Here is a 20,184-nt window from a genome sequence, read left to right as displayed (position 1 = left end):
AAAATTAATCATAAGAGGAATAGTTGTTTAAATATTTGAAATTCAGAGCTTTAAATATACAACTATTCTTTTTTTTATGCAAATTTGTGACTTATAATATTAATCGAATTCAGGTTATGAAATCAAAAATTATTGTTTTAGTTGTTTTATTTGTTAGTTTTTTGCTTAATGCACAAACTGTAAAAATTAGCGCTTCCGAGACCGATGCAAGTATTGTTATTAATGGACAAAATGTAGGTTCTGGAAATTATAAATTGAAAATGGAAAGTAAAGAATGTTATAAAGTAAAAGTGGCAAAGCCGGGTTTCTTAAATTATGAGGCAACGGTATGCGGAAAAAAAGCAGGTCCTGAAGCGCCAAAAAGCATATATTTTGAAATGAAAAAAGATGATGCCGAAGAGGCTTCAGTAAAAACGGATCAAGCTAATGTTGATTTTGAAATAGAAGTTAACAAAGATTTGAATATGCTGGACGCTTGGAGACTGACCACACAGATAGTGACCGATTATTTTGATGCTATAGAGGTGAGTGACAAAGAGACATCCTATTTAAGAACGGCTTGGAGTGTCCAGTCATTTCAGCAAAATACAATTAGAACAAGATTAATTATTAAACTCGCAAAGTCTGATCCTTTAACTTTTAAGGTAAAACTCAATAGCGAATATTCTGGAGCCAGTGGAACAAGTGTTAAAGCTGACGAGCAGTTTAGAGATTGGGATAGAATTTTAAGAAAATATAAAAATGTGATTTCTGATTTTTCTACTCGTTTGGCGAAGAAATGAGGGAATTTAAATTATAAAAAATGTGCTTCTTCAATGAAGCACATTTTTTTTGAAATATTATAACAATCCCGCTCTCCTCAACAAAGCTTCGGGTTTTGGTTCTTGACCCCTGAATCGTTTGTACAAAATCATCGGGTGTTCGGTTCCGCCTTTTGAAAGCACGTTTTCCTTGAATTTTGCCGCCACTTCCTTGTTGAAAATTCCTTTTTCCTGAAAATATTCAAAAGCATCGGCATCCAAGACTTCCGCCCATTTGTAGCTGTAATATCCAGAAGAATAACCGCCTTGAAAAATATGGGAGAAAGCAGTACTCATTGCGTTTGCTGCCACGTCAGGATACAATTGCGTAGCTGCAAATTGTTCGATTTCAAATGTTTTGATATCCTTGATATTTGACGGATCTTGTGCGTGCCAACCCATATCCAATAATCCAAAACTCAATTGGCGCATCGTTGCCATTCCTTCCTGAAAACTGGCGCTTTCCTTGATTTTGTGAACTAATTCCATCGGAATCATTTCGCCGGTTTCGTAATGATAGGCAAACAATGCCAAGGCTTCCGGTTCGTAACACCAGTTTTCCATAATCTGGCTTGGCAATTCCACAAAATCCCAATAAACTGATGTTCCTGACAAATTTGGATACACCGTGTTGGCTAACATCCCATGCAAAGCGTGACCGAATTCGTGAAACAAGGTCGTCACTTCGTTAAATGTCAAAAGCGAAGGTTTGGTTTCTGTTGGTTTGGTGAAATTGCAAACGTTGGAAATATGCGGTCTTTCGTTAATTCCTTTTTTTACATATTGAGATTTGAAAGACGTCATCCAAGCGCCGTTTCGTTTGCCTTTTCTCGGAAAGAAATCGGCGTAGAAAACCGCAACTAATTGGTCATCTTCGTCTTTCACTTCATAAGTTTTTACGTCTTCGTGGTATTTGTCAATCTCGAAAATCTCTTCGAATGTGATTCCGTATAATTTTTGCGCCACGGCGAAAGCACCGTCCAAAACTTTCTCCAATTGGAAATACGGTTTTAATATTTCGTCATCCAAATTGAATAATTGCTGTTTCAGTTTCTCTGAATAATAAGCGCCGTCCCATTTTTCGAGTTGTTCAATGCCGTGCAAACCTTTGGCGAAAGCTGATAATTGGGCAAATTCGTTGTAGGCTGCCGGTTTGGCTTTGGCCAATAAATCGTTCGAAAAAGAGATTACTTTTTCTGGATTTTCTGCCATTCGTTCTTCGAGAACAAAATGAGAATGGGTTTTATAACCCAAAACTTGCGCTCTGTCAAATCGAAGTTTAGCAATTTTCAGGACGATTTCCTGATTGTCAAATTCATTGTTCTGAAAAGCTCTGGCGCCAAAAGCAATCGCCATTTTTTTGCGCAATTCGCGATTGTCGGCATAGGTCACAAACGGAATATAACTCGGGTGATCCAAGGTAAAAATCCAACCTTTTTTATCTTGGCTTTTAGCCAAAGAACGAGCCGCTTCTCGAGTTCCTTCCGGCAAACCGGACAATTCCTTCTTATCTGTTATATGCAATTCGAAAGCGTGGGTTTCGGCCAAAACATTTTCGCCAAACTGCAAACTCAACTTCGATAATTCTTTGTCGATTTCGCGTAAAATAGTCTTTTTATCATCCGATAAATTAGCTCCGTTTCTAGCAAAACTTTTGTATTTTTTGTCTAAAAGTGTAGTTTGTTCCGGGTTGAGTTTCAAGTTTTCTCTTTGCTCATAAACTGATTTTACTCTTGCAAACAAATCAGCATTGAGGCGAACATCATTCCCGAATTCCGACAATAAAGGGGAAACTTCCTGCGCTATTTTCTGGATTTCGTCACTTGTTTCCGCCGAATTCAAGTTAAAAAAGATGCTTGAAATCCTGTCCAAAATATTGCCACTGAAAGCCAAAGCTTCAATTGTGTTTTCGAAAGTGGGTTTGATTGGGTTACGAACAATTGCATCGATTTCGTTTTTGGCCAATTCGATTCCTCTTTGAAAAGCGGGAAGAAAATCTTCGTTTTTGATTTTCGAAAAAGGGGCGGTATTATATTTGGTATTGAAATGGTGTGTTAAGACGCTCATTGGTGTATGTTTTATAAAAAATAGTTTTCTGTTTATTAATGGCACAAAGGTAAGGATTAAAAAAAAGGCATTTTAAAATGGGGTGTAAATTTTAGTAAAGGGATCAAAGCTAAAAAGTATACGTTGAGGTTTAATGGGATCGAATTGTTAATATTTTAAAACTAATTTGTTCGAAGTTATTTATAATTGGTACTGTAAAAAGACATTGCAAATGCTTTGGGAATATGGAAGTAGAAGAATCTGAATTTTTTTAGGTATTTGGGGCTTTAGAAACGATAGTGGCACAATCGAAATTTTTGTGTATGTCAAAAAAAAGCAGTAACTTAACTGGATATTAAAAATTTGAAAAATGGAAAATAATACTACATCGGAGAAAAAATCTCTTTCTAAAGCTAAGAAAGAAAATAAAGTTAGCTCGTTTCTTTTAAATCATAAAGTTTCGGTTATTCTGGTTTTGGTCATCTTAGGAGTTTTTTCTTGGGGAACTTTTAAAAACTACCAATTGAAAAGACAATTTGCAAAACAGCAAAAGGAACTAATTGACAACTATGAATCAAAAATGGATAGTTTAAAAGTGGCTAATTACAAATTGACTTCAAAAGTTTTTTCTTGGGCGATTCGCAGTGAAATGTTGCGGAATAACAACGAACAAGTTGATCAATTTTTTCTGTCTTTTATTAAAGATCCCAATGTTAAAAAAATACAGCTTATTAATACTGATAATGCCATGGTTGTGCTGTCTACCAATAAAAAGGAGGAGGGGCAAAAAATAGACATACAAAAAATTTATCAAACAGACAGTTTAACTGTTGTTAGAGAAGATGATGTTTTAAAGATTTATAATCCTATTATGGGGCTCAACAAAAAGATAGGATTATTAGTTATTGAAGTAGCTAATCAAAAATCTCAAAAAAATTAATTAATTTTTATTCCCAATCGCTATTGTAGGGAGAGCCAACAGTAAATCAGAGCTTGATTGAATATAAAATCATTGTTGTCCGATTAAATTTTAAAAAAATATACATATCGCCCCGATGGGGCTTTAATCAATGAATAACTATTCATTCTACAAACATTTCGCTCCTAACGGAGCTATTTTAGTCCCATCGGGACGGAATGTTTGTAGAAAAATTGCTACCCAAATAATAAGCCCCAGCGGGGCGATATGTTTTATAAGTCCCATCAATAAAAGCATTATTCGGTTTTAATTTTTTTCATCGGACGACAATGATATAAAATCAATAAAAAAAACTCGGTTATGGAGCTTTTTTTTATTGATTGAGACTTTTTGAGGCAATATTAACCGCTTCTTTCAATCCTGTTTTATACAATATTATTTTATCTAAAACACTTTTGTTCTGGCTTCCAATGATCTGGGCAGCCAAAATTCCGGCATTTTTAGCGCCGTTTAATGCTACTGTCGCCACTGGAACGCCGCCCGGCATTTGCAAAATAGACAAAATGCTATCCCAACCATCTATGGAATTACTTGATTTTATGGGAACACCAATCACGGGCAATGGAGACATGGAAGCAACCATTCCCGGCAAATGTGCCGCTCCGCCAGCACCGGCAATAATTACCGAAATGCCACGGGTGTGGGCGTTTTTGCTGAAATCGAATAATTTTTCGGGCGTTCTGTGTGCCGAAACAATGTCGACTTCTATTTCTATGTCAAAACCTTTTAAGATTTCTATGGCTTCCTGCATGACTGGCATATCGGATATGCTTCCCATTATTACAGCTACTTTCATATTTTATATTTAAAGATTAAAATATTTAAAGATTAAAAAATTTCTACGTATGGATTATTTACGCAATAATTTTTGAATCTTTAAATCATTGAATTTTTTAATTTTAAGAAATTACTCTTATCGTATTCTTCACGTCTTGGGCAATTTTCCTTGCTACTTTGATGTCTTTATTTGTTATTGTAACATGTCCCATTTTTCGAAAAGGGCGTGTCTGCTTTTTTCCGTAGATGTGAGGTGTTACACCATCCCAAGACAATATTTTTTCAATATTTTTATAAATTACGTCGCCCGAAAATCCTTCTTCGCCAACCAAATTCACCATAATTCCGGCAACTTTACTATCCGTATTTCCTAAAGGTAAATCGAGAATCGCTCGCAAATGGTTTTCAAACTGCGAAGTATAACTCGCTTCAATACTGTAATGACCGGAATTATGTGGGCGAGGAGCGACTTCATTTACCAGAATTTCATCTTCTTCAGTTTGGAACATTTCGACTGCCAAAAGCCCAACATGGTTGAATTTTTCGGAAACATTCAGTGCAATTGCTCTTGCTTTATCGGCAACAACATCGTCAATTCTTGCCGGACAAATTACGTATTCCACTTGGTTGGCCTCGGGATGAAATTCCATTTCGACGACTGGATAGGTTTTAATTTCGCCCGATGGATTGCGACAGACGATAACTGCCAATTCATTTTTGAAAGGAACCATTTCTTCAGCAATGCATTCTACGTTAGGTAAATCATCTAAATCTTCAATTTTTCTGATAATTTTCACGCCGGTTCCGTCATAACCAAATTGCGTGCATTTCCATACAAAGGGAAATTTTAAATTGGAGTCGATAATTTGAATCACCAAATTTTTTAAACTATCAAACCTTTTATAATCAGATGTTGGAATGTTATTTTTAGCATAAAAATCTTTTTGAATGCCTTTGTTTTGGATGAGTTTTAAGGTTTTTGGCGAAGGATAAACTTTCAATCCTTCGCTTTCCAATTTTTCCAATGCCTCGAGATTGACGAGTTCGATTTCAAAAGTCAATACATCGACTTGTTTTCCGAAATTATAAACGGTTTCGAAATCCATTAAATCCCCTTTGAAGAATTGGTTACAGGCGATTTTGCAAGGCGCTTCGTCGCTCGGATCGAGAACGTAGGTTTGAATGTCGAATTTTCGGGTGTCAAACAATAGCATTTTGCCAAGTTGTCCGCCGCCGAGAATCCCCAATTTAAAATCGGAAGAAAAATAGTTCATTGTAATGTTGTTTGTGCAAAGATACTTATCAATTAATAATTATCAATTCATAATTTACAAATTATGAATTATTTCATACTCTCCAAATTTCCCTCTAGTTCGGAACTATTCAGAATAAAAGAAGCATTCTGCACTTTATTTATTTGAGGTCTAGTGCTGTTTTTTTCTGAAGTTTAAAATTTATTTTTAAGACAAAATTCATTTTTTTTAAATGTATAGAATTCAGTATCTTTGCTAATTATTTTAATACTGAAAAAAGTGATACAACTCCACGATAAACAATTTGTTCCATTTATTTCTGCTCAAGAAATAGATTTTGCCATTGCAAAAATAGCTGCATTGGTAGAAGATGATTTTGCCGATGAAATCCCCGTGTTTGTGGGTGTTTTGAACGGCGCTTTTATGGTAGTTTCAGATTTTATGAAACATTATAAAAAACCCTGCGAAGTTTGTTTCGTCAAGATGGCTTCCTACGAAGGAACTTCTTCAACAAATGAAGTGAAACAATTAATTGGTTTAGACCAGGATTTGTCGGGTCGCACGGTTGTTGTCATTGAAGATATCGTTGATACCGGAAATACTTTGGTAGCTTTAAAAGAATTGTTCAAGAAACAAAATGTGAAGCATTTCAAGATTGCCACGTTGTTTTTTAAGCCGGAAGCGTATAAAAAAGACATCAAAATAGATTATGTTGGGATTAGAATCCCAAATAAATTTATCGTAGGTTTTGGACTGGACTACGATGGATTGGGTAGAAATTTACCCGAAATATATCAACTAAGCGAATAACACAACTCACACAACTTATACTACAAAAATGATTAACATTGTTTTATTTGGGAAACCAGGCGCAGGAAAAGGAACTCAGGCAGAATTTTTGAAAGGAAAATACAATTTGATTCATCTTTCGACGGGAGATATTTTTAGATTTAATATCAAAAACGAAACTGATTTGGGGAAATTAGCCCAAAGCTATATGGATAAAGGCGACTTAGTTCCTGACGGGGTAACTATCAAAATGTTGCAAGATGCCGTTGAGAAAAACCCTGACACAAAAGGTTTTTTGTTTGATGGTTTTCCTAGAACTTTGGCACAGGCCGAAGCTTTGGATGCGTTTCTGGCAACTAAAAATTGGGAAGTTACAGCAACAATTGCATTGGAAGCAGATGACGAAATTCTGATTCAACGCCTGCTGGAAAGAGGTAAAACCAGCGGAAGAGTGGACGATCAAGACGAAGAAAAAATCAGAAATCGTTACCAGGAATACAATGAAAAAACAGCTCCTTTGATGGAGTATTATAATAAACAAAATAAATTTTATCCTGTAAACGGGATTGGATCAATTGCTGAAATCACGGAAAGATTAAGCACAGTGATTGAAAAACTCTAGTTTATGAGGTTGTGAGTTTAGTTAAATGTAAAATCTAATCTCATAGCCTTATAATCTTCTAAATAAAAAAATGGAAATTCTAATAATATTTTTTTTAATTCTCTTGAATGGTGTTTTTTCTATGTCAGAAATTGCGCTGATTTCGGCACGGAAAAGTAGATTGGAAAGCGCCGCAAAAAAAGGCAACAAAAATGCTCAAACGGCATTGGATTTGGCTAATTCTCCAAATAAATTTTTATCGACTGTTCAAATTGGAATTACACTCATCGGGATACTTACCGGTATTTATAGTGGGGAAAAAATAACATTGAACGTTGAGACTTTTATAGGCGCATTTGAAATTCTAAAGCCATTTGCCCATACAATTGCGGTAGCAATAGTTGTTTTGATTTTGACTTTTTTCTCGATGGTTTTGGGCGAGTTATTGCCCAAAAGAATTGGTTTGAATCATCCGGAGTCCATTGCAAAAGCAGTCGCTGTCCCCATGAAAATGGTTTCAATTATAACAGCACCATTTATTTGGCTGTTGACTATCTCGACTGATTTTTTATTGGATATCTTAAAAATTAAACCCACGGCTGACGGAAAAGTTACTGAGGAAGAAATTAAGGCAATTATCAAGGAAGGAACTGAAGTTGGTGAAGTCCAGGAGATAGAGCAAGATATCGTGGAGCGTGTTTTTCACATTGGAGACCGAAAAATAAATTCTTTGATGACGCATCGAAAATCGGTGATATTATTGCCCTTGCATTCGAATAAGAGTCAAGTCAGGGAATTTATGCTCAAAGAATTGCATTCTATTTATCCTGTTTATGGTGAAAATTATGATGATATTGTTGGGGTTGTCAATCTGAAAAATATTTTTGCCCATTTTGAAAATGACAGTTTCAATTTGGCCGATATTATGACCGAAGCACCCTTTATGATGGAACATACCACTGCTTACAAAGCATTGGAAAAATTTAAGAAATCGGGAATTCATTATGCATTTGTTTCTGATGAATATGGTGTTTTTCAAGGAATTATTACCTTGAATGATATTTTGGAGGCTTTGGTTGGTGATGCTTCTGATTTTTATAAAGAAGATTTTAAATTGGTTGAAAGAGAAGATGGAACATGGTTGGTTGACGGGCATTATTCGTTACATGATTTCTTAACCTATTTTGAATTGGATGAATTAATCAATGATTACGAAGTAACCACTTTGAGTGGGTTAATAATGACAGAACTTTCTCATATTCCAAAACAGGGGGAGAAATTAATCTGGCATAAATTTGAGTTGGAAGTCATCGATATGGATGGTGCGAAAATTGATAAGGTGATGGTGAAAGCATTAAAAAAATAAAATAGACGGCAGTTAGCAGATTGCAGTTGTCGGGTACAGTTTAAACTAAACCAAGTAGTTTTTAATGAAATCTGAAATCTGAAATCTGAAATCTAAAATCTAAAATCTAAAATTAAAATGACTGAAGGGAATTTTGTAGATTACGTAAAAATATATGTTTCTTCCGGAAAAGGGGGAAAAGGGTCAACGCATTTGCATAGAGAGAAGTTTATCGAAAAAGGTGGGCCTGATGGAGGTGATGGAGGTCGTGGAGGACACGTTTATTTGGTTGGAAACAAAGGACTTTGGACCTTATTTCACCTTAAGTTTGCCCGACATATCAAAGCTGGTCACGGTGGAGATGGAGGTGGCGACAGAAGTACTGGAGCCGATGGTGAAGATAAATTCATCGAAGTTCCTCTGGGAACGGTTGTCAAAGACAAAGAGACAGGAGAAACTTTATTTGAAATCACCGAAGATGGAGAGAAACAAATCCTTTCTCGTGGAGGAAAAGGAGGACTTGGAAACTGGCATTTTAGAAGTTCGACCAATCAAACGCCAAGATATTCCCAGCCAGGTTTACCTGGAGTAGAAATGGACGTTATTTTAGAATTAAAAGTTCTGGCTGATGTAGGTTTGGTAGGTTTTCCTAATGCAGGAAAATCAACTTTATTGTCGGTTTTGACTTCTGCTAAACCCAAAATTGCCGATTATCCGTTTACCACTTTAAAGCCCAATCTTGGCATCGTGGCGTATCGTGATTTTCAATCCTTTGTCATCGCCGATATTCCCGGAATTATCGAAGGAGCAGCCGAGGGGAAAGGATTGGGACATTATTTCTTGCGTCACATTGAGCGTAATTCAACATTGTTGTTTTTAGTTCCCGTTGATTCGCCAGACATCAAGGCAGAATACGACATCTTGGTAAACGAGTTGACAAAATACAATCCCGAGATGCTTGACAAAGAGCGTTTATTGGTGATTTCAAAATGCGATATGCTGGACGACGAGCTCAAAGCGGAGTTGAAAGTAGAATTAGACGCAGCATTCAAAGACATTCCGTATCTATTTATTTCTTCGGTTAGCCAACAAGGTCTGACAGAATTGAAAGACAAATTGTGGAAAATGTTGAATGACTAAAAATCAATATTTTTTTATATTAAAAAAGGGTTCTAGCAATAGAAACCCTTTTTTGTTTGTGCTTTATTTTGATTAGTTGCTGTTATAAGTGTCAAACAATAATTCCAAGGTTTCAGGTATATTGTTGGCTTGCATAGTTGGGTTCTGTGTTGCCGTATTGAGCCAGTTTTCTATAATTTCGTCAAAATTGTCGCCAACTTCATAAACAACGGGAACCCCCATTTTTTTTAACGCTGCAGCATTGCATTCCTGTTCATAGTGCTTTCGTATTGGAATGCTGAGTATTTTTTTTTCGAGATACAAAGCTTCTGCCGGTGTTTCAAATCCGCCGCCGGTAATAATCCCGTGGCAGTTGATTAGACTTTCATTGAAATCATTTTGATTTACGGGATAATAGGTAATGTTGCCAATGGTGTGTTTGGATTTTACATCATTCAAAAACCAGTGAAAGTCCTGTTCCGGTAGTTTATTGAATGCCTTTTCTAAACAATCCTTTTGAAAAGAAGGCAGATAAACCGTGATGTGTTTCAAATTTTTTGGTTCGGCCTGAACGATTTCATCTTTGATGATTGGAGGAAGAATAAAGGAATCATATTTTTCAAAGTGCAATCCAATATGCTTTGGGGAAGGTGCATAATGTTTGAGAATCATTTCGCCCATAATGCTCTTTTTTTCTGGTCTTGGAGCAGCATCCGAAACAAAACTGGCTTGATGTCCAAATTGTACCGAATGCACTTTTTGCATTTTGCACGCCAGCGAAGTAATAGAATCAAAATCATTGATAACCACATCATAATTTTTTAAAGGCAATGACTTGGCATCCTTATACATCTGGATGGGTTGAATATTCTTGGCAATATCCCAATAATCCAATCCGCCACATTTGCTATAATGCAAACTGCAACCTTCACTTTTAAATTTTACGGGCAAATCAATATTTAAACTGGCATTGTTTCCGCTCAGGAAAAAATCTACGGAGCCAAATTTTTGTAAATAAGGGTATAATTGCATGGCTCTACTTATGTGACCATTACCTGTAGCTTGTATGGCGTAAAATATTTTCATTTGTTGTTAGTCATTAGTTGGGTTAATCGAAAGCCATTTTGTTGAAATAGCACCCTTTTTCAGAATAAAATTTTTGCGACAATGTCATCAATGATTTTATCTTCTTTGTTTTCGTGGTGTAAATAGTCGGATTTTTTATATTGGTAAATCTTCCATTTTTCTTTTTTATATTCCAAAGCAGTAAGGTTTTCAACCCAGTCTCCACTGTTTAAATACAGAACTTTTCCGTGCTCGTTTTCAACTTCCTTCATCTGGGGTTTGTGAATGTGTCCGCAAACCACGTAACTGTATTTTTTTTGGATGGCAATTTCGGCAGCAGTGGTTTCAAAATTCGAGACAAATGAAACCGCTTTTTTTACGCTGTCTTTAATCATTTTAGAAAAACTTCGTTTCTCTTTTCCTAAAGTCACCAATACCCAATTGGTTAAACTATTCAACAATATCAATAGGTCGTAGCCTTTTCCTCCCAATTTTGCCAGTATTTTTGCGTATCCTTGTGTAGAAGAATCAAACACGTCGCCATGGAAAATCCAGGTTTTTTTGCCATCCAATTCCAAAATTAATTTATCGACTAATTCAAAGTTTCCTAGAATGAAATCGGAATATTTTCTCAAAGCTTCATCATGATTTCCTGTAATATAGATAACGCGAGTTCCCAGATTCGACATTTTTATTATTTGTCTTAAAACATCCATGTGGGCAGCAGGGAAATAACGTTTGCTAAAACTCCACATATCAATAATATCTCCGTTTAAAACCAAAGTTTTAGGTTGAATGGATTTAAGATACTGAAGTAGTTCTTTGGCATGACAACCGTAGGTTCCCAAATGTACATCGCTCAATACAACTAAAGGAATTTTTCGTTTTCTTTTCATAATTAGTTTTAGCAAAACTAACCGCCCAATGTTATTATAATGTCTTTTTTGTGTTATTATATCTTTTATGATTATTTGGGTTGTTTTAAGCTAAAAAAAATGGATCAATTCTTTTAAAAATTCTTTATTTTTGGAAGATGAAACAAATGACATTCCTATTCTTATTATTCCCAATACTAATTTTTTCTCAAGCTGATTTTGATAAAGGGGAGAAATTATTCCGAGAAGGAAAATACGAACAAGCCCAGCCCATTTTTGAAAATTTACTGAGAGAAAGCCCATCCAATCTAAAGACTATTGAATATTTGGGCGACATTGCAGCTCACAATAAATTTTGGGATAGAGCCATTGGCTATTACCAAAAATTAAAACAATTGAAACCATCTGAAGCCAATTATTATTACAAATATGGCGGAGCTATGGGAATGAAAGCCAAGGAAGTCAATAAATTCACGGCATTTGGAATGATTGGTGACATAAAAAAATCATTCGAAAAAGCAATAGCACTCAATCCAAAACATATCGAGGCGCGTTGGGCATTAGTTATGTTCTATATGAAACTTCCCGGAATCGTGGGTGGCAGCGAAACAAAAGCGATAAGATATTCCGATGAATTATTGAAATTATCACCAGTTGACGGCTATTTGTCCAAAGGTCAAATTGATGAATATTTCGAAAGATATGCCTCGGCAGAAGAGCAATATAAAAAAGCAATTGCAGCGGGAAGCACAAAAACGGGTTCTCAAATGCTGGCCAATTTGTACAAAAACAAAATGAATCAGCCTGAAAAAGCGGCAAAAATTAAATTATAAAATATATGAGAACTCATTTTATCGCTATTGGCGGAAGTGCGATGCACAATCTCGCCTTGGCGCTACACAACAAAGGATATCAAGTCACGGGAAGCGACGATGCTATCTTTGAACCATCAAAAACCCGCTTGGAGAAAAAAGGAATTTTGCCGACAGCATTAGGTTGGTTTCCCGAAAAAATCACCTCTGATATCGAAGCGGTAATTCTCGGAATGCACGCCAAAGCCGATAATCCGGAGTTATTAAAAGCACAAGAATTAGGATTGAAAATTTATTCCTATCCAGAATTTCTGTACGAACAATCCAAAAATAAAACCCGCGTGGTCATCGGCGGTTCCCACGGAAAAACCACCATTACTTCGATGATTTTGCACGTGATGCATTATCATAATATCGAAGTCGATTATATGGTGGGAGCACAACTTGAAGGGTTTGAAACGATGGTTCACCTCACCGAAGAAAATGATTTTATTGTTCTTGAAGGCGATGAATATTTGTCTTCGCCAATAGACAGAAGACCAAAATTTCATTTGTATCAGCCCAATATTGCACTGATTTCCGGCATTGCTTGGGATCATATCAATGTTTTTCCAACATACAATTTCTATGTGGAACAGTTCGAAATTTTTATTGGTAAAATCACCAATGGCGGAATCCTGGTTTATAACGAAGAAGACCCAGAAGTACGCCGCATCGCCGAAGCCGCCACAAATCCTATCCGAAAAATACCTTATACAACGCCAAAATACGAAGTGAAAGACGGAGTTACGTTGCTGGAAACTCCGGAAGGCGCAATGCCAATCGAAGTTTTTGGAGCGCATAACTTGAATAATCTGGCTGGAGCCAAATGGATTTGTCAAAGTATGGGTGTCGATGAAGCTGATTTTTATGAAGCCATTGCCAGTTTCAAAGGAGCCTCTAAACGCTTGGAAAAAATTGCCGAAAGCAAAACCAAAGTTGCTTACAAAGATTTCGCCCATTCGCCAAGTAAAGTGGCTGCGACAACAAAAGCCGTGAAAGAGCAATATCCAAATCGGACTTTGGTGGCGTGTTTAGAATTGCATACGTACAGCAGTTTGAATGCCGAATTCCTGAAAGAATACGAAGGAGCACTTGAATACGCCGATGTTGCCGTGGTTTTCTATTCGCCGGATGCAGTAAAAATCAAGCAACTCGAGGAAGTGACGTATGAACAAATCTCCAGCGCCTTCAACCGAAAAGATTTGATTATTTATACGAATCCAAAAGATTTTAAGGATTATCTTTTCAATCTCAATTTCGAAAATTCCGCATTGTTATTGATGAGTTCAGGGAATTACGGTGGATTGAATTTTGATGAGGTTAAGGAGTTGATTAAATAATTTGGAAATGATATGAATGATAAAATAAGAATCACCAAAACCACCAGCGAAAACAAAGATTTCATCAATCTCGTTGCGGCTTTAGACAAGAGTTTGTGGGAACGTTATCCAGAGGAAAAACAAGATTATTGGCAAAATAACATTTTGGAAATTAATCCAAACGTTGTGGTTATTTATCTTGATAATAAAGCAGTTGCGTGTGGATGTTTTAAAAAAAAGGATGCGAATACGATAGAAATAAAGCGTATGTTTGTTTCTCCAGAAGCTCGAGGATTGGGTCTTGCCCAGAAAACATTGCAAGAACTGGAGCTTTGGGCAAGGGAATTCGGATATTCTACGGCTGTTTTGGAAACTTTGCACAAACAAAAAGAAGCCATCGGATTGTATCAAAAAGTGGGCTATTCCATCATTGATAATTACGAACCTTATGTTGGTCTAAAAGGTAGTATTTGTATGAAAAAGAAAATTTAGTTTTATTAATAATTTTAAACTTGGAACAAAATAATTTCCCGATAACGAATTGGTCCGAAGACGACAAACCTCGCGAAAAGCTGATGCTAAAAGGCAAAAGTGTTTTGAGCGATGCCGAATTGATTGCCATTTTGATTGGTTCCGGAAGTCGAAATGAATCAGCGGTGGGATTGAGCAAAAGGATTTTGGCAAGTGTCGACAACAACTTGAATGCTTTGGGAAAATTGTCCATCCAGCAGTTGATGAATTTCAAGGGAATAGGAGAGGCCAAAGCCATTTCGATTATTGCCGCAATGGAATTGGGAAGACGAAGAAGGGTAGAAGATGCGGTCGAATTGAAGAAAATCACTTCCAGCAAAATGATTTTCGAAATTATGCAGCCCATAATTGGTGAGTTGCCACACGAGGAATTTTGGGTTTTGTATTTGAATAATTCAAATAAAGTGCTTTCAAAATCGCAATTGGGCAAAGGCGGAATCACGGGAACTTTGGTCGATGTGCGATTGGTTTTTAAAGCCGCTCTCGAAATGGGAGCAACGGGTTTAATACTTTGCCATAACCATCCTTCGGGCACTTTGATGCCTAGCGAAGCCGACAAACAAATTACAAAAAAACTAAAAGCGGCAGGTCAAAACTTGGACATTAATGTGCTGGACCATATCATTATTGCCGAAAATGGATTTTATAGTTTTAATGATGATGGAATTTTTTAAAATGAAAACAACGAATATAAATATAACTGACGTCTTTTTTGATTTGGATCACACACTTTGGGATTTTGAAAAGAACTCAGCTTTGGCATTTGAAAACGTTTTTAAAATACAGGAGATATCAGTAAATATGACCGACTTCCTTAAGTTTTATGTGCCGATAAACAGAGAATATTGGGAAAGATATCGAAAAGACGAAATCACCCAGAAAGAACTGCGCTTTGGTAGATTAAAAGATACCTTTGACTTGTTGGAATTCGTTATTGACGATCTTACAATTATATTTTTGTCGGAGCAATACCTTTATTATTTACCAAAATACAACCATTTATTTGAAGGAACAATTGAAATTTTGGACTATTTAAAGCCCAAATATAATTTGCATATTATTACCAATGGTTTTGCAGAAATTCAAGAAAACAAATTGAATAATTCCTATATTACGCATTATTTTAAAAGCATAACCAATTCTGAAATGGCGGGAGTAAAAAAACCAAATTCCATTATTTTTGAATATGCTTTAAATTTAGCCAAAGCTAAAAAAGAAAACAGCATTATGATAGGCGACTGCATCGATTCCGATGTTCAAGGGGCGCTAGATGCTGGACTTGACGCCATTTTATTCAATGAAAGTAATGCGCGAGTGGCTGATAATATCAAACAAGTAAACCATTTATTAGAACTTAAAAATTATTTATAAATTATGAAAACACGATTCCTATTCCTGATGCTATTTATTGCGAGCTACTGTTTCTCGCAATCGGTAAATGATTATAAAGCGGTAATTATTCCCGTGAAATATGATTTTCTTAAAACTGAAAATCAATACCGACTACAGACTTTGACTAAATTCAATTTGGAAAAAGCCGGTTTTACAGCTTTTTACAGCAATGAATCAATCCCAAAGGAATTGAGTGATAGATGCAATATGTTATATGTTGATGTACAAAAGGAAAATGCATTTTTGATAACAAAACTTTTTATTACTCTAAAAGATTGCTATGGAACTATTGTTTTTCAATCTGGTTTTGGAAAAAGTAGAGAAAAAGATTTTCAGGTTTCCTATATTGAGGCATTGAATGAAGCTTTTCAATCTGTTTACGCCTTGAACTATAAATACAGCGGAAAGACGAGTACGGATATAAAATCAGTGCCAGTTTTGCAATCGATTACTGTTGCAGCGGTTCCAAGTGTAACGACAAAAAAAGAGGTAAGCGAGTCTAAAATTTCTGAAAACAAAAGTGATGATTTGTTATACGCCCAACCAACAGCGTATGGCTATCAATTGATTGACAGCGAGCCAAAAGTAGTTATGAAAGTGTATAAAACATCTAATCCTGCCAGTTTTATGGCAACAAAAGGGAGTGTTCAAGGTGTTCTAGTTGCTAAAGACAATCAGTGGTTTTTTGAATATTATCAAAACGATCAGTTGATTTCAGAAAAAGTCGAGGTTAAATTTTAGAGTGCAGTTGCCAACTGATGACTGTCCACGAATACTGGACACTAATAGCCGTACTTGCTTTTCCACCGGTTTTTAAGAAATTCCCGTGTGCTATTTTCCCTGGAATTATTTCCGGGATTGTAAAGCAACGTTTCGGAAATAGCATCGGGTAAAAATTCCTGTTCAGCAAAATTATTGGCAAAATCGTGCGAATATTTGTATTCATCGCCATAGCCGAGTTCCTTCATTAATTTTGTTGGAGCATTGCGCAAATGGATGGGAACGGGCAAATCACCGGTTTGTTTCACCAATTGTTGCGCGTTTCCAATGGCCAAATAGGAAGCATTGCTTTTTGGGGAAGTCGCTAGGTAAATCGCACATTGGCTCAAAATAATTCTGCTTTCTGGATAACCAATTGTTGCAACTGCCTGAAAAGTATTATTAGCCATTATAAAAGCGGTCGGATTCGCATTTCCAATATCTTCGCTGGACAAAATTAGCATTCGGCGTGCTATGAATTTAACGTCTTCGCCACCTTCAATCATTCGTGCAAGCCAATAAACCGCGCCATTAGGATCACTACCTCGAATCGATTTTATAAATGCCGAAACAATATCATAATGTTGTTCTCCACTTTTGTCATACAAAACCGTATTTTGCTGCACAAGTTCAAAGACTCTGTCGTTTGTGATTTCAATTTCGTCTTCATCGGAAGCGTTTACGACCAATTCGAAAATATTTAATAGTTTGCGTCCATCGCCACCCGAAAGTCTCAATAAAGCTTCTGTTTCTGTTAGTTTTATGTTTTTAGAGGCTAAAAAAGTGTCGGTTTTCAAAGCACGGTGCAATATTGTTTCTAAATCATCTTTGGTAAAAGCATTCAAAACATATACTTGGCAACGCGACAACAAAGCGGGAATTACTTCGAAACTTGGATTTTCTGTCGTGGCGCCAATCAAGGTTATCCAACCTTTTTCTACAGCCCCTAATAAAGAATCTTGTTGCGATTTGCTGAAACGATGAATCTCGTCTATAAAAAGAATCGGGTTTTTTGTGGTGAAAAGTCCGCCACTTTGTTTGGCTTTTTCAATCACGTCACGAATGTCTTTTACTCCCGAATTGATGGCGCTCAAAATATAAAAAGGCCTCTTTGATTCTTGGGCAATAATCTGTGCCAATGTCGTTTTTCCCGTTCCTGGCGGTCCCCAAAAAATTAATGATGGAATTATTCCTTTTGCGATTTGTTGCGTCAATGAACCACTTGGCCCGACTAAATGGGATTGACTGATATAATCTTCTAGTTTTTGTGGTCGTATGCGTTCTGCTAAAGGTGCTTCCATTGTTTTTTAAATCTGAAATCTAAATTCGTTAATCTTCAATCAAAAATAACTTTGGTAAAATTACTGCTTTTTTTGAAGCTAGTCCGTCTATTCTCTATCATCTTTTTTCTATTCTCTTTTTCTGAATATGACAAAATAGCATTAACTTGCTTTTGGTTAAATTTTTGATTTGTATTTGCTGACCCAATACCTAAAACCCAAAATGAACGATAATCATTTCAAATACAGCAATTCAGTACTGGCACTTCCACTTTTCTCCGTGTGGTTTCTGTGGTTTGTGTATTGGCTGGAAATTCGGTTTGGTTTTGATTTTGACAAAAACGGGATTTATCCAAGGACGTTTTCAGGTTTACAAGGTATTTTTTTTAGCCCTTTTATCCACGCTGATATTGATCATTTGTATAATAATTCGATTCCCTTATTGATTTTGTTGGCCGCTTTGCGCTATTTTTATTCCAGACAATCTATGGCGGTTATCGGCTATGGAATATTACTTTCTGGATTAATGACTTGGGTAATTGGCCGCGAAAATTATCATATCGGAGCCAGTGGTTTAATCTATGTTTTGGTCAGCTTTATTTTTTTCAAAGGAATTCAAACCAAGTATTACCGTTTGGTTGCCTTGTCGCTGACGGTGGTGGTTGTTTATGGAGGTTTGGTTTGGTATATTTTTCCAAAAGTGGAAGAAAAAATTTCTTGGGAAGGACATTTGGCTGGATTGATTACGGGTTTTGTTCTTTCTTTGATTTATAAAACGCCTGAATATAAGAAAATTATCAAATACGATTGGGAACACCCTGATTTTAATCCACAAGAAGACAAATTTATGCAGCGTTTTGACGAAAATGGGGATTTTGTCAATATTCCAAAAGTAGAACTTGAAGATGAATTTCCTCCCTATTATTCATCTGGATTCCCTGTTAATTATGAGATTGTCGAAAATGAAAAAAATGAATCAACACCGGAGTCTTGATTCATTTTCAAATATCTATTATCTTTTCGTCTATAATATTTTATCTCTTTCCATCTAAACTCCCTTCCCTTCGGGAAGGGCTGGGGATGGGATTCTCTGTCTAACCGCTTCATATAAAAAAGCACCGCAAGCCACGGAAACATTCAGTGAACCTATTGTTCCAAACATAGGAAGTTTTGCTTTTTCATCCACGATTTTAAGAACCGAAGGGTTTATTCCTCTATCCTCAGATCCCATAATGATGGCAACGGGTTCCTTTAAATCAACATCATAAATATTTTGGTCTGTTTTTTCGGTAGCTGCAACGGTTTTTATACCGGAACCTTGAAGGTAGAAAATGGCATCTTTAATATGTTCCACTTTGCAGATGGGCACATTAAATACTGCACCGGCAGAAGTTTTTACCGTATCGCCATTTACGGGAGCCGAACCTGCTTTTTGAACGATAATTCCGTTTACACCCGTGCATTCGGCGGTTCTGATGATGGCACCAAAATTTCGCGCATCCGAGATTTGGTCCAGAATTAAAAACAAAGGTACTTTTCCGGATTCAACGGTTGCATCGACTAAATGCTCTAAGTCAATGAAACCTATTGGCGAAATGGAGGCCACGGCACCTTGGTGGTTGTTTGGCGTTAATCTATTTAGTTTTTCTACTGGAACATAAGAAAAATTCACGTTGGCACGTTTCATCACTTTCATCAAATCTTTCATCAATTCGCTGGATATTTCTTTTTGTATAAAGACTTTATCGACTTCCTTTCCTGCTTGTATTGCCTCTATAATGGCTCGTATTCCGAATATTAGATGTTCTTTTTCCATGGCGCAAAGTTAAAGAAAAAGTTTGTATAAAAAAACCGCTCAAATTTAGAGCGGTTACTTATTATTTGGTGTGATTTTATTTCAGTAATATTGTTGCGTATAATCCTAAAATCATTAAAACTAATGTAACAAAAAAAGCAAAAAACCATTTTATCATATCGGTTTTGGTGTCTTTTATTTCGGCCCTTAATTGCATTTCCATTTTTTGCAAATCGGATTGTAACTCGCTTTTGTATTTAGTGTTAATTCTTGCAGCATTACTTTCTATACTTTCATATAAAATCTCTGTAAAAATTTTCGCTCTATTGTCATCGAGTTTTAAATCTTTTCTAAAAAAATCGTAAAGTTTTATTTCGGTAGTACTCATTTTGTTTTGTCTTAATGAAACAAATTATTTATCAAAGATATAAAACTATGCATTAATTATAGCTTTTTTCGATTTTAAAAAATTATGACAATTATTCCTTTTTATGATTATCATTTTTTTCTTTGCCATAATTTTGCCTGCTTGTATTACTTCAATTATTGCTCTTATTTCGAATATTAGATGTTCTTTTTCCATAAAAAAACTGGACAAATATGGA

21 protein-coding genes are annotated in these 20,184 nt (G+C 36.0%); 13 read left to right on the top strand and 8 right to left on the bottom strand.

Features of this window, described 5'->3' with window-relative positions; genetic code table 11:
* The first annotated feature begins 116 nt into the window (after nt 1-116).
* Entirely contained in the window at nt 117-782 is a 666-nt protein-coding gene (locus B2145_RS10725) for a PEGA domain-containing protein (protein WP_291102060.1), read from the top strand.
* A gap of 57 nt (nt 783-839) precedes the next feature.
* Here the strand turns inward: B2145_RS10725 and B2145_RS10720 are convergent, their stop codons facing one another.
* The gene (locus tag B2145_RS10720) at nt 840-2,867 is read right to left on the bottom strand and encodes a M3 family metallopeptidase (protein WP_291102059.1); all 2,028 of its coding nucleotides are present in this window, start codon (nt 2,865-2,867) and stop codon (nt 840-842) included.
* Between the two features lie 349 nt (nt 2,868-3,216).
* On the opposite strand from B2145_RS10720, the gene B2145_RS10715 reads away from it, so the two are divergent.
* Complete coding sequence (locus B2145_RS10715) at nt 3,217-3,786, top strand: hypothetical protein (RefSeq protein ID WP_291102057.1); 570 nt, start codon at nt 3,217-3,219, stop codon at nt 3,784-3,786.
* Nucleotides 3,787-4,138: 352 nt separating this feature from the next.
* Here B2145_RS10715 and purE read toward each other — a convergent pair whose 3' ends face one another.
* Both purE and B2145_RS10705 read right to left on the bottom strand, forming a co-directional pair.
* Nucleotides 4,139-4,621, bottom strand: a complete 483-nt coding sequence (gene purE / locus B2145_RS10710; RefSeq protein WP_291102056.1) for a 5-(carboxyamino)imidazole ribonucleotide mutase — start codon at nt 4,619-4,621, stop codon at nt 4,139-4,141.
* A 103-nt stretch (nt 4,622-4,724) separates the two neighbouring features.
* The gene (locus B2145_RS10705) at nt 4,725-5,876 is read right to left on the bottom strand and encodes a 5-(carboxyamino)imidazole ribonucleotide synthase (RefSeq protein WP_291102054.1); all 1,152 of its coding nucleotides are present in this window, start codon (nt 5,874-5,876) and stop codon (nt 4,725-4,727) included.
* A 258-nt stretch (nt 5,877-6,134) separates the two neighbouring features.
* Between B2145_RS10705 and hpt the strand changes: the two genes are divergently transcribed.
* The 4 genes from hpt (at nt 6,135) to obgE (ending at nt 9,730) form a co-directional block, all read left to right on the top strand.
* The gene (gene hpt, locus B2145_RS10700) at nt 6,135-6,665 is read left to right on the top strand and encodes a hypoxanthine phosphoribosyltransferase (RefSeq protein ID WP_291102052.1); all 531 of its coding nucleotides are present in this window, start codon (nt 6,135-6,137) and stop codon (nt 6,663-6,665) included.
* A 28-nt stretch (nt 6,666-6,693) separates the two neighbouring features.
* Nucleotides 6,694-7,266 carry an adenylate kinase gene (locus B2145_RS10695; RefSeq protein ID WP_291102050.1) on the top strand — a complete coding sequence of 191 codons (573 nt, stop codon included), beginning with the start codon at nt 6,694-6,696 and terminating at the stop codon, nt 7,264-7,266.
* A 121-nt stretch (nt 7,267-7,387) separates the two neighbouring features.
* Nucleotides 7,388-8,611 (top strand): hemolysin family protein, encoded by a 1,224-nt coding sequence (locus B2145_RS10690; RefSeq protein WP_414654624.1) that lies wholly within the window; start codon nt 7,388-7,390, stop codon nt 8,609-8,611.
* A 117-nt stretch (nt 8,612-8,728) separates the two neighbouring features.
* On the top strand, nt 8,729-9,730 hold the full coding sequence (obgE, locus tag B2145_RS10685) for a GTPase ObgE (RefSeq protein WP_291102046.1): 1,002 nt from the start codon (nt 8,729-8,731) through the stop codon (nt 9,728-9,730).
* A gap of 72 nt (nt 9,731-9,802) precedes the next feature.
* Here obgE and B2145_RS10680 read toward each other — a convergent pair whose 3' ends face one another.
* Complete coding sequence (locus B2145_RS10680) at nt 9,803-10,795, bottom strand: glycosyltransferase family protein (protein WP_291102044.1); 993 nt, start codon at nt 10,793-10,795, stop codon at nt 9,803-9,805.
* A 59-nt stretch (nt 10,796-10,854) separates the two neighbouring features.
* Nucleotides 10,855-11,670 (bottom strand): UDP-2,3-diacylglucosamine diphosphatase, encoded by an 816-nt coding sequence (locus B2145_RS10675; RefSeq protein ID WP_291102041.1) that lies wholly within the window; start codon nt 11,668-11,670, stop codon nt 10,855-10,857.
* Nucleotides 11,671-11,816: 146 nt separating this feature from the next.
* On the opposite strand from B2145_RS10675, the gene B2145_RS10670 reads away from it, so the two are divergent.
* From B2145_RS10670 to B2145_RS10645, 6 genes are read left to right on the top strand one after another with little or no spacing between them, the layout of a single operon-like run.
* Nucleotides 11,817-12,482 carry a tetratricopeptide repeat protein gene (locus tag B2145_RS10670; RefSeq protein ID WP_349677730.1) on the top strand — a complete coding sequence of 222 codons (666 nt, stop codon included), beginning with the start codon at nt 11,817-11,819 and terminating at the stop codon, nt 12,480-12,482.
* 5 nt (nt 12,483-12,487) lie between these two features.
* Nucleotides 12,488-13,843, top strand: coding sequence for a UDP-N-acetylmuramate--L-alanine ligase (locus B2145_RS10665; protein WP_291102037.1), 1,356 nt, complete (start codon nt 12,488-12,490; stop codon nt 13,841-13,843).
* Between the two features lie 12 nt (nt 13,844-13,855).
* Entirely contained in the window at nt 13,856-14,314 is a 459-nt protein-coding gene (locus B2145_RS10660; RefSeq protein ID WP_291102035.1) for a GNAT family N-acetyltransferase, read from the top strand.
* A gap of 20 nt (nt 14,315-14,334) precedes the next feature.
* Nucleotides 14,335-15,027: a RadC family protein gene (gene radC, locus B2145_RS10655; protein WP_291102062.1), complete on the top strand. Its 693-nt coding sequence runs from the start codon at nt 14,335-14,337 to the stop codon at nt 15,025-15,027.
* Nucleotide 15,028: 1 nt separating this feature from the next.
* A complete protein-coding gene (locus B2145_RS10650; RefSeq protein ID WP_291102033.1) occupies nt 15,029-15,724 on the top strand; it encodes a YjjG family noncanonical pyrimidine nucleotidase in 696 nt (231 codons plus the stop codon).
* 3 nt (nt 15,725-15,727) lie between these two features.
* Nucleotides 15,728-16,486 carry a hypothetical protein gene (locus B2145_RS10645; protein ID WP_291102031.1) on the top strand — a complete coding sequence of 253 codons (759 nt, stop codon included), beginning with the start codon at nt 15,728-15,730 and terminating at the stop codon, nt 16,484-16,486.
* Nucleotides 16,487-16,527: 41 nt separating this feature from the next.
* Here B2145_RS10645 and B2145_RS10640 read toward each other — a convergent pair whose 3' ends face one another.
* Nucleotides 16,528-17,805 (bottom strand): replication-associated recombination protein A, encoded by a 1,278-nt coding sequence (locus B2145_RS10640; RefSeq protein ID WP_291102029.1) that lies wholly within the window; start codon nt 17,803-17,805, stop codon nt 16,528-16,530.
* 202 nt (nt 17,806-18,007) lie between these two features.
* Here B2145_RS10640 and B2145_RS10635 point away from each other — a divergent pair, with 202 nt between their 5' ends.
* Nucleotides 18,008-18,778, top strand: coding sequence for a rhomboid family intramembrane serine protease (locus tag B2145_RS10635; protein WP_291102027.1), 771 nt, complete (start codon nt 18,008-18,010; stop codon nt 18,776-18,778).
* A gap of 54 nt (nt 18,779-18,832) precedes the next feature.
* On the opposite strand, the gene rlmB is transcribed toward B2145_RS10635, so the two are convergent.
* Both rlmB and B2145_RS10625 read right to left on the bottom strand, forming a co-directional pair.
* On the bottom strand, nt 18,833-19,600 hold the full coding sequence (gene rlmB / locus B2145_RS10630; RefSeq protein ID WP_291102026.1) for a 23S rRNA (guanosine(2251)-2'-O)-methyltransferase RlmB: 768 nt from the start codon (nt 19,598-19,600) through the stop codon (nt 18,833-18,835).
* A 76-nt stretch (nt 19,601-19,676) separates the two neighbouring features.
* On the bottom strand, nt 19,677-19,967 hold the full coding sequence (locus B2145_RS10625) for a hypothetical protein (RefSeq protein WP_291102025.1): 291 nt from the start codon (nt 19,965-19,967) through the stop codon (nt 19,677-19,679).
* Nucleotides 19,968-20,184 lie beyond the last annotated feature (217 nt).

Source organism: Flavobacterium sp. UBA5153 (assembly GCA_002413745.1).
Taxonomy (GTDB): Bacteria; Bacteroidota; Bacteroidia; order Flavobacteriales; family Flavobacteriaceae; genus Flavobacterium.
Note: the sequence above shows the minus strand (reverse complement) of the source record. Positions and strands in the feature narration are given on the sequence as shown.

Bases quoted from the DNA above. Each gene is read 5' to 3' on its own strand.
- B2145_RS10725 (WP_291102060.1), top strand. From the start codon at position 117: ATGAAATCAAAAATTATTGTTTTAGTTGTTTTATTTGTTAGTTTTTTG.
- B2145_RS10720 (WP_291102059.1), bottom strand. From the start codon at position 2,867: ATGAGCGTCTTAACACACCATTTCAATACCAAATATAATACCGCCCCT.
- B2145_RS10715 (WP_291102057.1), top strand. From the start codon at position 3,217: ATGGAAAATAATACTACATCGGAGAAAAAATCTCTTTCTAAAGCTAAG.
- purE (WP_291102056.1), bottom strand. From the start codon at position 4,621: ATGAAAGTAGCTGTAATAATGGGAAGCATATCCGATATGCCAGTCATG.
- B2145_RS10705 (WP_291102054.1), bottom strand. From the start codon at position 5,876: ATGAACTATTTTTCTTCCGATTTTAAATTGGGGATTCTCGGCGGCGGA.
- B2145_RS10695 (WP_291102050.1), top strand. From the start codon at position 6,694: ATGATTAACATTGTTTTATTTGGGAAACCAGGCGCAGGAAAAGGAACT.
- B2145_RS10690 (WP_414654624.1), top strand. From the start codon at position 7,388: ATGTCAGAAATTGCGCTGATTTCGGCACGGAAAAGTAGATTGGAAAGC.
- obgE (WP_291102046.1), top strand. From the start codon at position 8,729: ATGACTGAAGGGAATTTTGTAGATTACGTAAAAATATATGTTTCTTCC.
- B2145_RS10680 (WP_291102044.1), bottom strand. From the start codon at position 10,795: ATGAAAATATTTTACGCCATACAAGCTACAGGTAATGGTCACATAAGT.
- B2145_RS10675 (WP_291102041.1), bottom strand. From the start codon at position 11,670: ATGAAAAGAAAACGAAAAATTCCTTTAGTTGTATTGAGCGATGTACAT.
- B2145_RS10670 (WP_349677730.1), top strand. From the start codon at position 11,817: ATGACATTCCTATTCTTATTATTCCCAATACTAATTTTTTCTCAAGCT.
- B2145_RS10665 (WP_291102037.1), top strand. From the start codon at position 12,488: ATGAGAACTCATTTTATCGCTATTGGCGGAAGTGCGATGCACAATCTC.
- B2145_RS10660 (WP_291102035.1), top strand. From the start codon at position 13,856: ATGAATGATAAAATAAGAATCACCAAAACCACCAGCGAAAACAAAGAT.
- B2145_RS10650 (WP_291102033.1), top strand. From the start codon at position 15,029: ATGAAAACAACGAATATAAATATAACTGACGTCTTTTTTGATTTGGAT.
- B2145_RS10645 (WP_291102031.1), top strand. From the start codon at position 15,728: ATGAAAACACGATTCCTATTCCTGATGCTATTTATTGCGAGCTACTGT.
- B2145_RS10640 (WP_291102029.1), bottom strand. From the start codon at position 17,805: ATGGAAGCACCTTTAGCAGAACGCATACGACCACAAAAACTAGAAGAT.
- B2145_RS10635 (WP_291102027.1), top strand. From the start codon at position 18,008: ATGAACGATAATCATTTCAAATACAGCAATTCAGTACTGGCACTTCCA.
- rlmB (WP_291102026.1), bottom strand. From the start codon at position 19,600: ATGGAAAAAGAACATCTAATATTCGGAATACGAGCCATTATAGAGGCA.
- B2145_RS10625 (WP_291102025.1), bottom strand. From the start codon at position 19,967: ATGAGTACTACCGAAATAAAACTTTACGATTTTTTTAGAAAAGATTTA.